Origin of the sequence: Streptomyces sp. HSG2, assembly GCF_016598575.1 — a bacterium.
GTDB lineage: Bacteria > Actinomycetota > Actinomycetes > Streptomycetales > Streptomycetaceae > Streptomyces.
Genome location: NZ_CP066801.1, coordinates 4,198,036 through 4,211,164 on the forward strand (window position 1 = coordinate 4,198,036; position 13,129 = coordinate 4,211,164).

Annotated in this window: 7 protein-coding genes; 5 read left to right on the plus strand and 2 right to left on the minus strand. The window is 72.0% G+C overall.

Annotated features, from left to right (window positions below; translation table 11 throughout):
- Nucleotides 1-126: 126 nt before the first annotated feature.
- Together gltB and JEK78_RS18185 are read left to right on the plus strand one after the other, a co-directional pair.
- Nucleotides 127-4,752, plus strand: coding sequence for a glutamate synthase large subunit (gene gltB, locus JEK78_RS18180; RefSeq protein WP_200260942.1), 4,626 nt, complete (start codon nt 127-129; stop codon nt 4,750-4,752).
- Nucleotides 4,745-6,208: a glutamate synthase subunit beta gene (locus JEK78_RS18185; RefSeq protein WP_200260946.1), complete on the plus strand. Its 1,464-nt coding sequence runs from the start codon at nt 4,745-4,747 to the stop codon at nt 6,206-6,208. Before gltB ends, JEK78_RS18185 begins: the two co-directional genes overlap by 8 nt.
- A gap of 202 nt (nt 6,209-6,410) precedes the next feature.
- On the opposite strand, the gene JEK78_RS18190 is transcribed toward JEK78_RS18185, so the two are convergent.
- Nucleotides 6,411-7,310, minus strand: a complete 900-nt coding sequence (locus tag JEK78_RS18190; RefSeq protein WP_200260949.1) for a chitosanase — start codon at nt 7,308-7,310, stop codon at nt 6,411-6,413.
- A gap of 230 nt (nt 7,311-7,540) precedes the next feature.
- On the opposite strand from JEK78_RS18190, the gene JEK78_RS18195 reads away from it, so the two are divergent.
- Nucleotides 7,541-7,912 (plus strand): chorismate mutase, encoded by a 372-nt coding sequence (locus tag JEK78_RS18195; RefSeq protein ID WP_200260952.1) that lies wholly within the window; start codon nt 7,541-7,543, stop codon nt 7,910-7,912.
- Between the two features lie 128 nt (nt 7,913-8,040).
- A complete protein-coding gene (pepN, locus tag JEK78_RS18200; protein ID WP_200260955.1) occupies nt 8,041-10,545 on the plus strand; it encodes an aminopeptidase N in 2,505 nt (834 codons plus the stop codon).
- A 106-nt stretch (nt 10,546-10,651) separates the two neighbouring features.
- Here pepN and JEK78_RS18205 read toward each other — a convergent pair whose 3' ends face one another.
- On the minus strand, nt 10,652-11,260 hold the full coding sequence (locus tag JEK78_RS18205; RefSeq protein ID WP_200260958.1) for a superoxide dismutase: 609 nt from the start codon (nt 11,258-11,260) through the stop codon (nt 10,652-10,654).
- A 443-nt stretch (nt 11,261-11,703) separates the two neighbouring features.
- Here JEK78_RS18205 and JEK78_RS18210 point away from each other — a divergent pair, with 443 nt between their 5' ends.
- Complete coding sequence (locus JEK78_RS18210) at nt 11,704-13,119, plus strand: aminotransferase class V-fold PLP-dependent enzyme (protein WP_200260962.1); 1,416 nt, start codon at nt 11,704-11,706, stop codon at nt 13,117-13,119.
- Nucleotides 13,120-13,129: the final 10 nt, after the last annotated feature.

Sequence of the window (13,129 nt, forward strand, 5' to 3'; positions counted from 1 at the left end):
GAACGGGCTATCCGCTTCCCGAGATCGGACCCATCATGTAGCCTGCACGAAATTTTCTCGACCACGCAGAGGGCCAACGTCGTCCCTCGGCACCACACATGCCATTCGACGACGACGGGAGAGCCGATGCGTTCGCCGCGCCAGCCGTCCCAGCACTCCGTGACCGGCCGAAACCGGTCGTTCATGGATGCCCGCCCTGCCGCGCAGGGTCTGTACGACCCCCGTGACGAGCACGACGCCTGCGGGGTCGGCTTCGTCGCCACCCTGACCGGCGAGGCGTCCCACACCCTGGTGGACCAGGCGCTGAACGTACTGCGCAACCTCGAACACCGTGGCGCCACCGGCTCCGAACCCGACTCGGGCGACGGCGCCGGTCTGCTCTCACAGGTCCCCGACGCCTTCCTTCGCGCGGTGGCCGGTTTCGAGCTGCCCGAGGCCGGCGCCTACGCCGTCGGCATCGCCTTCCTGCCGGAGACGGCCACCGACGAAGCCGTCTCGGCCGTCGAGGCCGTCGTGGTCGAGGAGGGACTGGAGGTGCTCGGCTGGCGTGAGGTGCCCGTCGCCCCCCAGCTGCTCGGGGCCACCGCCCGCGCCACGATGCCGGTGTTCCGCCAGCTGTTCGTCGCGGACGGCGAAACCAAGGGCATCGCGTTGGACCGCAAGGCCTTCGTGGTACGCAAACGCGCCGAACGCGAGGTCGGCGTGTACTTCCCGTCGCTGTCCGCCCGGACCATCGTCTACAAGGGCATGCTCACCACGGGCCAGCTGGAACCCTTCTTCCCCGACCTGTCCGACCGGCGCTTCGCCTCCGCGATCGCCCTGGTCCACTCGCGGTTCTCCACCAACACCTTCCCTTCCTGGCCGCTGGCGCACCCGTACCGTTTCGTCGCGCACAACGGAGAGATCAACACCGTGCGGGGCAACCGCAACTGGATGCGCGCACGCGAGACGCAACTCCGGTCCGACCTCTTCGGCGGGGCGGGATCGGGCGACGCCCGGGGCACGGGGCTGGAGCGGGTCTTCCCGGTCTGCACGCCCGACGCGTCGGACTCGGCCTCGTTCGACGAGGTACTCGAACTGTTGCACCTGGGCGGCCGGTCGCTGCCGCACTCCGTGCTGATGATGATCCCGGAGGCGTGGGAGAACCACGACTCCATGGACCCCGCACGACGTGCCTTCTACCAGTACCACTCCACCATGATGGAGCCCTGGGACGGGCCGGCGTGCGTCACCTTCACCGACGGGACCCAGGTCGGCGCGGTCCTCGACCGCAACGGTCTGCGCCCGGGACGCTACTGGGTCACCGACGACGGCCTCGTCGTGCTCGGCTCCGAGGTCGGCGTGCTCGACATCGACCCGGCCCGGGTCGTCCGCAAGGGCCGGCTCCAGCCCGGCCGGATGTTCCTCGTGGACACCGCCGAGCACCGCATCGTCGAGGACGACGAGATCAAGGCCCGGCTCGCCGCCGAGGCGCCCTACGCCGAATGGCTGGAGGCCGGCGAGATCGACCTGGGCGACCTGCCGGAGCGCGAGCACATCGTGCACACCCACGCCTCGGTCACCCGTCGACAGCAGACCTTCGGCTACACCGAGGAGGAGCTGCGCGTCCTCCTCGCGCCGATGGCCCGGACCGGTGCGGAGCCCATCGGGTCCATGGGCACCGACTCGCCGATCGCGGCGCTCTCCGAACGCCCCCGTCTGCTCTTCGACTACTTCACCCAGCTGTTCGCCCAGGTCACCAACCCGCCCCTGGACGCCATCCGGGAAGAGCTGGTCACCTCGCTGCGGTCCTCCCTGGGGCCGCAGGGCAACCTGTTGGAGCCCACCGCCGCCTCCTGCCGCAGCGTGGTGCTGCCCTTCCCGGTGATCGACAACGACGAGCTGGCCAAGCTCATCCACATCAACGCCGACGGCGACCTGCCCGGCTTCGAGTCGGCCACGCTCTCCGGCCTCTACCGGGTGCAGGGCGGCGGCGAGGCACTGGCCGCGCGCCTCGCCGAGGTGTGCGCCGAGGCCGACGCCGCCATAGAGAACGGCGCCCGGCTCATCGTGCTCTCCGACCGGCACTCGGACGCCGAGCACGCGCCGATCCCGTCCCTGCTGCTCACCGCCGCCGTCCATCACCACCTCATCCGCACCAGACAGCGCACCCGGGTGGGCCTGCTCGTGGAGGCCGGCGACGTCCGCGAGGTCCACCACGTCGCCCTGCTCATCGGATACGGCGCGGCGGCGGTCAACCCCTACCTGGCCATGGAGTCCGTCGAGGACCTGGTGCGCGCGGGCACCTTCCTGCCGGGCGCCGCTCCGGAAGAGGCGATCGGGAACCTGATCACCGCGCTCGGCAAGGGCGTGCTCAAGGTGATGTCCAAGATGGGCATCTCCACCGTGGCCTCCTACCGCGGAGCGCAGGTCTTCGAGGCGGTCGGCCTCGACGAGGACTTCGTGGCGACGTACTTCCAGGGCACCGCCACCAAGATCGGTGGAGTCGGCCTCGACGTCGTCGCCCGGGAGGTCGCGGCCCGGCACGCCAAGGCCTACCCGGCCTCCGGCATCGCCCCCGCGCACCGGACGCTGGAGATCGGCGGCGAGTACCAGTGGCGCCGGGAGGGGGAACCGCACCTCTTCGACCCGGAGACGGTGTTCCGCCTCCAGCACGCCACGCGCGCGGGTCGCTACGACGTCTTCAAGAAGTACACCGCGCGGGTGAACGAACAGTCCGAGCGGCTGATGACGCTCCGGGGACTGTTCGGTCTGTCCTCCGACCGCGCGCCGGTGCCCCTCGACGAGGTGGAGCCCGTCTCCGAGATCGTCAAGCGCTTCTCGACGGGAGCCATGTCCTACGGCTCCATCTCGCAGGAGGCACACGAGACCCTGGCCATCGCCATGAACCGGTTGGGCGGCAAGTCCAACACGGGCGAGGGCGGCGAGGACCCCGAGCGCCTCCACGACCCGGACCGCAGGTCGTCGATCAAACAGGTCGCCTCCGGCCGCTTCGGTGTCACCAGCGAGTACCTGGTCAACGCGGACGACATCCAGATCAAGATGGCCCAGGGCGCCAAGCCGGGCGAGGGCGGCCAGCTCCCCGGCCACAAGGTGTACCCATGGGTGGCCAGGACGCGACACTCCACGCCGGGCGTGGGGCTGATCTCCCCGCCGCCGCACCACGACATCTACTCCATCGAGGACCTCGCACAGCTGATCCACGACCTCAAGAACGCCAACCCCTCGGCCCGCATCCATGTCAAGCTCGTCTCCGAGGTCGGCGTGGGCACGGTCGCGGCCGGTGTCTCCAAGGCGCACGCGGACGTGGTGCTCGTCTCCGGACACGACGGCGGAACCGGGGCCTCCCCCCTCACCTCTCTGAAGCACGCCGGCGGACCCTGGGAGCTGGGCCTCGCCGAGACCCAGCAGACCCTGCTGCTCAACGGCCTGCGGGATCGGATCGTGGTCCAGACCGACGGGCAGCTCAAGACGGGCCGGGACGTCGTGATCGCCGCCCTCCTCGGCGCGGAGGAGTTCGGGTTCGCCACCGCGCCGCTGGTCGTCTCCGGGTGCGTCATGATGCGCGTCTGCCACCTCGACACCTGCCCCGTCGGCATCGCCACCCAAAACCCCACGCTCCGGGATCGCTACGCCGGCAAGGCCGAGCACGTGGTCAACTTCTTCCGTTACATCGCCGAGGAGGTCCGCGAACTGCTCGCCGAACTGGGCTTCCGCACCCTCGACGAGGCGGTCGGCCGGGCCGAGGTCCTCGACGTCACCCGTGCCGTCGACCACTGGAAGGCGCGTGGGCTGGACCTGGCGCCGCTGCTCCACGTGCCCGAACTGCCCGAGGGAGCGGTGCGCCACCGCGTGGTGGAGCAGGACCACGGTTTGGAGAAGGCTCTGGACAACGAGCTGATCAGGCTCGCCGCGGACGCGCTGTCCGCGGACGACCCCGCCGACGCGCCGCCGGTGCGCGCCCAGGTCGCCATCCGCAACATCAACCGGACGGTCGGGACGATGCTCGGCCACGAGGTGACCCGGAGGTTCGGAGGCGCCGGCCTGCCCGACGACACGGTGGACATCACGTTCACCGGCTCGGCCGGCCAGTCCTTCGGCGCGTTCCTCCCTCGGGGCGTCACCCTGCGGCTGGAGGGCGACGCCAACGACTACGTCGGCAAGGGCCTGTCCGGCGGCAGGATCGTGGTGCGGCCCGACCGGCGCGCCGATCATCTCGCCGAGTACAGCGTCATCGCCGGCAACACGCTCGCCTACGGGGCCACCGGAGGCGAGATGTTCCTGCGGGGCAAGGTCGGCGAGCGCTTCTGCGTGCGGAACTCGGGCGCCACGGTCGTCTCCGAGGGCGTCGGCGACCACGGATGCGAGTACATGACCGGCGGCCACGCGGTCGTCCTCGGCGAGACCGGTCGCAACTTCGCGGCCGGCATGTCGGGAGGGGTCGCCTACGTCCTCGATCTCGACCGCGGCGACGTCAACCCGGGGAACCTGGGAGCCGTGGAGGAGCCCGACGACGCCGACCTGGCTCGGCTGCGGGACATGGTGCGCCGGCATCACGAGGAGACCGGTTCGACCGTGGCCGGGACCCTGCTCGCCGAGTGGGACGGGCCCTCCGGCGCCGCCCGCCGCTTCAGCAAGATCATCCCTGGTACCTACAAGGCAGTGCTCGCCGCCAAGGACGCCGCCGAGCGAGCCGGACTCCCCGAGTCCGCGACCCACGAGAAGATGATGGAGGCGGCGATCAATGGCTGATCCCAAGGGTTTTTTGGAGCACGGTCGCGAGGTCGCCCGATCCCGCCCCGTCGGCGAACGCGTCCGGGACTGGAGCGAGGTCCACGTCCCCGGCTCCCTGTTGCCGATCATCAGCACGCAGGCCGGCCGTTGCATGGACTGCGGTATCCCCTTCTGCCACAACGGCTGTCCCCTCGGGAACCTGATCCCCGAGTGGAACGACTACGCCTACCGGGAGGACTGGGGCGCCGCGTCCGAGCGGCTCCACGCCACCAACAACTTCCCGGAGTTCACGGGCCGCCTCTGCCCGGCCCCCTGTGAGGCCGCCTGCGTCCTCGGCATCAACCAGCCGGCGGTGACCATCAAGAACGTCGAGGTCTCCATCATCGACAAGGCGTGGGAGACCGGCGACGTCGCTCCCCGGCCGCCGGAGCGGCTGTCCGGTAAGACCGTCGCGGTGGTGGGGTCGGGCCCCGCCGGCCTCGCCGCCGCCCAGCAGCTCACCCGGGCCGGGCACACCGTCGCCGTCTACGAGCGCGCCGACCGCGTCGGCGGACTCCTCCGCTACGGTATCCCCGAGTTCAAGATGGAGAAGCGGCACATCAACCGTCGCATCGAGCAGATGCGTGCGGAAGGCACGCGCTTCCGCACCGGTATCGAGATCGGCCGCGATCTGGAGGCCGGCGACCTCAAGAAGCGCTACGACGCCGTCGTCCTGGCGGTCGGCGCCACCACCGCCCGCGACCTTCCGGTCCCGGGCAGGGACCTGAGCGGCATCCACCAGGCCATGGAGTACCTGCCGCTGGCCAACAAGGTGCAGGAGGGTGACCACGTCGCCCCGCCGATCACCGCCGAGGGCAAGCACGTCGTGGTCATCGGCGGTGGGGACACCGGCGCGGACTGCGTGGGCACCGCGCACCGCCAGGGCGCGGCGTCCGTCACCCAGCTGGAGATCATGCCGCGTCCGGGTGAGGAGCGGGACCCGCTGGCCCAGCCGTGGCCGACCTTCCCGATGCTCTACAAGGTCACCTCGGCGCACGAAGAGGGCGGTGAACGGGTCTACTCCGTCTCCACCACCCGCTTCGAGGGCGACGCGGAGGGGCGGGTGCAGTGGCTGCACCTGACCGAGGTGGAGCTCGGCGACGGTGGTCTCACCCCCAAGCCTGGCACCGAACGGCGGATCCCCGCACAGTTGGTCACCCTCGCCATGGGCTTCACCGGGACCGACCGGGACAACGGTCTCGTGGACCAGTTCGGCCTGGAGCTCGACGAACGCGGTAACATCGCCCGTGACGGCGATTTCCGGACCAGTGTCCCGGGTGTCTACGTCGCCGGGGACGCCGGCCGCGGTCAATCGCTCATCGTATGGGCGATCGCCGAGGGCCGTTCGGCGGCCCGGGGCGTGGACCGGTTCCTGGCCGGAGCGAGTGACCTCCCGGCACCGATCCGGCCCACCGATCGCGCACTGGTGGTCTGACGCCGCCCCGAGAACGTCCCGCACAACGGCGTGCGGAACACGACGGCACCCGCCCTCGTCCCCGACCGGACGGGCGGGTGCCGTCACCCTTTCGGCCTATGGTCGCCCGCCTCACGTCGGCACGGCGCCCCGGAGAGCCCCGGGCCCGAGGGCGAGAGGTACCCGCCGACGGCGGCGGGCCCGGGACCGCCGGGCGGCTCGACTACGGGACGCGGAACGTCTCCCCGTACATCCGCCACTCCAGCGGCGTCTCCAGGCTCAGGTTCCCCTCGCGCAGGAAGCGCCGCTGCGCGGTGTCCACACGCGAGGTGTCGCGGTCCGGGCGCGTCGCGGTCATCGCCTCCCGGCGGACGTCGAGGAAGGCCGACAGGTACGCGCGCTCCGTGCCGCCCTCGGCGGGCGTCTTCGCGCGTTGCCTCGCGCGCTCGCGCAGCCCGTAGAAGCCCTCCGGCTCGGTGTCCGGACCGTGGAAGACCATCGCGTCGTAGTAGACGAACTGCCCGAACGCGCGCAGGCCGTCGAGCTTGGCCAGGCGTACCGCCGGGTCGAAGTAGATCCGGTCGCGCATCCGCTCCTGAGCCCGGCGGAACTCCGGCCGCTCCGCCTCCGCCCGCCAGGCCTCGACGAAGCCGGGGTCCAGCCCCTCGTGCGAGTCCGTGCCGTCCACAGCGCGCAACGCCGGCAGGTAGCGCTCCAGGCCGTTGCCGGGATGCCGCTCGCTGTAGTACTCGACCAGCATCAACAGGTCGTGCGTCCCGGTGCAGAATCCGATGATCCCGGCGGTGTAGCCCTGGCCGTCCCCGAGATCCTCGATGCCGCCGTAGAGACCACGCCACTCCAGGGTGGAGTTCTCGGCGCTGGCGATCAACTGCTGGGCGAGTTCCTTCTGGCGCTCCCCCGCCAGGCCCGGGGGCAGCGTGGCGATCAAGGCGTCGTCCTCCGCGCGTTCCCGTTCGGCCCGATCCTTGGCGTCCGCCGGCGCGGACCGGGCCGGGGACAGCGGCGGCGAGGTGTCGTCCGAGTCGGGCGACGCCAGGAAGTACACCGCCGCCGTGGCGACGAGCGGCACCGCCGCGAGCGCCAGTGCGCCCTTGAGCCTCACGCGAGCTCCTTCCGAGACGTGCGGTCGGGGGCCGCCGAAGCGGCGGCGAACAAAATAGCGAACGTCGTGCCGGTCGTGTGCGGCGGGGTCGCGCGGCCCGCGCGGGGTCCGGGCGGCGAGGCGACGACGCGGGTCCGGAGTGGGCCGGGGCCGCCGAGGCACCGGCCGGAAGAGCCGCGCCGGGGGAGGGATGTACCCGAGCGCCGCCGGCGGCCGTAGGGTGGGCCGTCATGAGCACCAGCAACGCCGGCACCGGCTCCGCGGAACCCGCCGTCCACGAGGAACTCGCCCGCCTCCGGGACAGCATCGACAACATCGACGCGGCCGTCGTCCACATGCTCGCCGAGCGCTTCAAGTGCACCCAGCAGGTCGGCCACCTCAAGGCGCGGCACCAACTGCCGCCGGCCGACCCGGATCGCGAGTCCCGGCAGATCGCCCGGCTGCGGGGGCTCGCGGAGAGCGCCAAACTGGATCCGGCGTTCGCGGAGAAGTTCCTGACGTTCATCATCGGCGAGGTCATCCGCCACCACGAGCGGATCGCCGAGGACACCGAGGCGGGCGTTCCGACGGCGGAGGTCCCCCGGTCCGGCCGGGGGGCGTGACCCCGTAGCACGGTCGGGGCGCTTCCCTGGAGGCGCGCCGGGAGCGCACCCCGTGAACGGACCGCTGCCGGCATCGAGCCTCGCACCGCCCCTGTGCCCTTTCCCCGGCATCAGGCAGCATGGCCCGCATGTCCGTACTGACGCGCGACGAAGCGCAGACCCGTGCCCGGCTCCTCGATGTCCACCACTACCGGGTCCAACTGGACCTCACCGGTGGGGACGAGACCTTCGAGTCCCGGACGGCCGTCCGGTTCACCGTCCGCGGTGATCAGGCCGCCGCGGCGACCTTCGCCGAGGTCCGGCCCGCCGAACTGCGCTCCGTCACGCTCGACGGAAAGCCCCTCGATCCGGGTGCCCTGGACGGCGACCGGTTCCCGCTGCGCGACCTCGCCCCCGGCGAACACGAGCTGCTCGTGCACGCGGTGATGTCGTACTCCCGCACCGGTGAGGGCATGCACCGGTTCACCGATCCCGGCGACGGCGAGACCTACGTCTACACCCAGTTGTTCCTCGACGACGTCAAGCGCGTCTTCGCCGCCTTCGACCAGCCCGATCTCAAGGCGGTCTTCGACGTCGAGGTCGTCGCCCCGAGTGGCTGGAGCGTCCTCGCCAACGGCGTGACCGAGCGGGTCGGCGACGGCCGCTGGACGGCGGCGACCACCCCGCCGATCTCCACCTACCTGGTGGCCGTGGCCGCCGGTCCCTGGCACTCCGTCCGCACCGAGCACCGGGGCCTGCCGTTCGGCATCCACTGTCGGCGGTCGCTGGCCCCGCATCTCGACGCCGACGCCGAGGAACTCCTCGGGGTGACCCGCGCGCTCTTCGACCGGTATCACGAGAAGTTCACCGAGCCGTATCCCTTCGACTCCTACGACCAGGCCTTCGTCCCCGAGTTCAACGCCGGGGCCATGGAGAACCCGGGCCTCGTCACCTTCCGCGACGAGTACGTGTTCCGCTCCGCGGTGACCGACGCCGAGCGGCAGGCCCGCGCCGTCACGATCGCCCACGAGATGGCCCACATGTGGTTCGGAGACCTGGTCACGCTCGCCTGGTGGGACGACATCTGGCTGAACGAGTCCTTCGCCGAGTACATGGGATACCAGACCTGCGCGGAGGCGACGCGTTTCGCCGACGCCTGGACGGACTTCGCCGTGACCCGCAAACCCTGGGGCTACGACGCCGACCAGCGGCCCACCACCCACCCGGTCGCCCCCGAGAACGTACCGGACACCGCCTCCGCCCTGCTCAACTTCGACGGGATCTCGTACGCCAAGGGGGCGTCGGCCTTGCGACAACTGGTCTGCTGGCTGGGGGAGAAGGACTTCCTGGCCGGGATCAACACCCATTTCGAGCGGCACGGATTCGCCAACGCCACCCTCGCCGACTTCGTCGACTCCCTGGCCGCCGCGACCGACCGCGACGTCCACGCCTGGGCGAACGCCTGGCTCCGCACGACCGGGGTCGACAAGCTCACCCCGAGGTCGATCACCACCGAGCACGGTGCCCGAGCGCTCGTCGTCGACCGGGAGGGGAGCCGGCCGCACCGTGTCGGCGTCGGTGTCTACGACCGGGACCCCTCCGACGAGGGTCGTCTCGTGCTGCGCGAACGCCTCGATGTGGACGTGCCCCAGGCCGAGCCGCGAGCTGTCGGCAAGCCGCCGGCCATGCTGTTGGTCAACGACGGCGATCTCGGCTACGCGAAGGTCCGTTTCGACCAGGGGTCGCTCGCCACCGCACGTGACCACCTGTCGGGCCTGCCCGACCCGCTCACCCGGGCCGTCGTCTGGAACGCCCTGCGCGACGCGGTCCGCGACGGCGAACTCGCCCCCGCGGCCTTCCTGGACACCGCTCGCGCCCATCTGCCCCACGAGCGGGACCTCGCGCTCGTCCAAGGCGTCCTGGGCTTCGCCGTCGGGCAGATCGCGGGCCGCTTCCTGCCGGCCGAGCGGCGCCCCGCCGCCCTGGCCACCCTGACCGACCTGTGCCGTGACCTGATGCGTCGTACCGAGGACGGAGACCACCCGGATCTCCGGCTGATCGCTGTCCGCCACCGCGTCGACACCGCGGCCCACCCCGACACGATCGCGGCCTGGCTCGCCGACGGTATCGTGCCCGGCGGCCCGGAACTCGACCCGGAGCTGCGGTGGCGCGTGCTGGGCCGGCTCGCCGTCCTCGGCGCCACCGACGAGCGCGCCATCGACGCCGAACTGGAGCGCGACCCCAGCGCCGCGGGGCGGGAGGGGGCGGCGCGCTGCCGCGCCGCGTTGCCCGACCCCGAGGCCAAGGCCCGTGCCTGGGACGCCATGTTCGACGAGGGGGGCGAGCTGTCCAACTACCTGGTCATCGCCTCCGCGCAGGGCTTCTGGCAGCCCGAACAGGCCGACCTGGTCCGCGACTACGTGCCCCGCTTCTTCCCGGCCGCCGTCGCGGTCGCCGCCCGTCGCGGTCCGGCCATCGCCGAGGCGGTGGGTCGCTGGGCCTTCCCGGCCCACGCGGTCGATCCCGACACTCTCCGCCTCGGGCGGGAGTGCCTGGAGGGGGCCGACGTCCTCCCCGCGTTGCGGCGCAAGCTCGCCGACCAACTCGACGACCTCGCCCGCGCCCTGCGGATCCGGGGCGGCGGACGGGACTGAGCGGACGGGCCCGCCTCCCGACCGGTGAGCCGAGTCCGGCCCGGACGGCGGCGAAGGCGAGAGGCGGGCGCGGGCCCGCCGGCCCGCGGGGCGCCCGGCGGCTCGGTCAGGCCGTCGCGGCCGCGGCGTGACGCTCGGCGACGTCCTCCCAGTTCACCAGGTCCCACAGCTTGGTGACGTAGTCGGGACGGACGTTCTTGTACTGAAGGTAGTAGGCGTGCTCCCAGGCGTCGAATACCAGCAACGGGGTGGTCCCCTGGCCGACGTTGCCGTGATGGTCGTAGACCTGCTCGACGATCAGACGCCTGCCGACGGGCTCCCAGGCGAGCACGCCCCAACCGGAGCCCTGGACGGACGCGGTCGCGACGGTGAGTTGCCTCTTGAACCGCTCGAAGCCGCCGAAGTGCTCGTCGATGGCGTCGGCGAGGGCACCGTCCGGGCGGTCGCCGCCGTCCGGGGAGAGGTTCTGCCAGAAGATCGAGTGCAGGACGTGGCCCGAGAGGTTGAAGGCGAAGGTCTTCTCCAGTCCGACCAGGCCGGTGGGGGTGAGCCGGTCTTCGTCGCGGGCCTCGGCGAGTTGCTCCAGGGTGTCGTTGGCGCCCTTGACGTAGGCGGCGTGGTGCCTGGCGTGGTGCAGCTCCAGGATCTGCCCGGTGATGGCCGGCTCCAGTGCGGAGTAGTCGTAGGGCAGGTCGGGAAGCGCGTAGGTGCCCATCGGGCATCCCCTTTCCGGGTGGGTGATCGTCCGGGAACAGCCTGCCGCTATTGCGAAAAGGTTGCAACAGCGAGTGGGATGCATCAACATGGTCCGTGGCGGGGTCGGCCCGTCGGTCTTCGGTCTCCGAGCGCCACCCGTACGTCGGGCGGGCCCCCTTCCGGAGAGTGATCGTCTTCTCACCCGGCGCCCGCCGGTCCCGGCCGACTCCGCCACGGTGCGACGTCCACCGGTACGCCGCCGACGGGCGCCCAGCGGGGACCGGCGGGTCGGCCGTGATCCCCTCCGAGCGGGAGGTCAGGGGGGCCGGACCCCTTCGCCGTGTCGAGCGACCCACCCGTCGGATACCCCTTTCGAGTTCACTTGGGTGGGCTTCCCGGCCGCGGGCGCGCCCTCGCGGGGACGCTTGGAGCCCCGCCCGCGGAGTTCCGGAGGACAGACGTATGAGTTCCCTGCCGCCCCTGGCCTCGGGAGTCCGCGGCCCCCAGGACATGGCGCCGCTGGTGGACACCGTTCTGGACGCCCTGCGCGCGGGCACCGCTCTGCGCCGGGGGCCCTTCCCGGCCGGCGGTCCCGAGGCGGTGGCGGCCCGCCTGCGGAAGGCACTCGGCGACGTTCTGCCCGAGCACGGCGAGCCGGGTGCCTTGCGCGCCCTGGTGGCCGCGCTCGCCGAGGGGGCCGCCGATCCGGCCCACCCGCTGTGCGCGGCGCACCTGCACTGCCCGCCCCTGGCCGTTGCCGTCGCCGCCGACCTCGCGGCGGACGTCCTCAACCCGTCCCTGGACTCCTGGGACCAGGCGCCCGCGGCGGCCGAGGTGGAGTCGGCGGTCGGCCGGGCGCTCGCCGGGGAGGTCGGTGCCGCCGACGCGGTCGCCACCACCGGGGCCACCGAGTCCAACCACCTGGCCCTGCTCTTCGCTCGTGAGATCCACGGGCCCGGGGTCCGGTTGGTGTACGGGGCCAACGCACACGATTCCCTGCCCCGGGCCGGGTGGCTGCTGGGCCTGCCCGACCCCGTCGTCGTGCCCGCGCCGGGCGGCACGATCGACCTCGCCGCCCTCGACCAGGCCCTGACCGACGTGCCCGGCCCCCATCTGGTCGCCGCCACCGCAGGCACCACCGACGCGGGTCTCCTCGATCCGCTGGGGGAGATCGCGGACCGCTGCGCAGTCCACGGCGCGCGGTTCCACGTCGACGCCGCCTACGGGGGCGGCCTGCTGTTCAGCGAGCGGCGGCGAGCCCTGCTCGGGGGGCTGGACCGAGCCGACACCGTCGCCCTCGACCTGCACAAGCTGGGCTGGCAACCGATCCCCGCCGGATTGCTGACCGTCCGCGATCCGGCCGATCTGACCCCGCTGCACCACCACACCGACTACCTCAACGCGGTGGACGACACCGAGGCGGGCCTGCCCGATCTCCTGGGTCGGTCCCCCCGCACCAGCCGACGCCCCGACTGCTTCAAGATCGCAGTCACGCTGCGGACGCTGGGCCGGCGCGGTCTCGGCGACCTCGTGGACCGGGTCTGCGACCACGCTCTGCGCCTCGCCGACCGTGTCCGGGAACACCCGCGTCTCGAACTCCACGCCGCCCCGACCCTCAGCACCGTGCTGTTCCGGCCCTCCGAAGCCCCCGACTCCGCGGTCGCCGAACTGCGCAGGCTGCTGCTGCTCGACGGAAGCGCCGTCCTGGGCCGTGCCCGCCTGGGGGGGCGCCTCTGGCTCAAGGCCACGCTGCTCAACCCCCACCTCCGGCCGGACGACCTCGATGTTCTTCTCGACACCGTGGACGCGCGCGGTCGCGATCTGGCCCATCTCCCCACCCGGACCCCGGTGGGCGCCGACCGAGGTGGCGTGGCGTGACAGGGTGTCG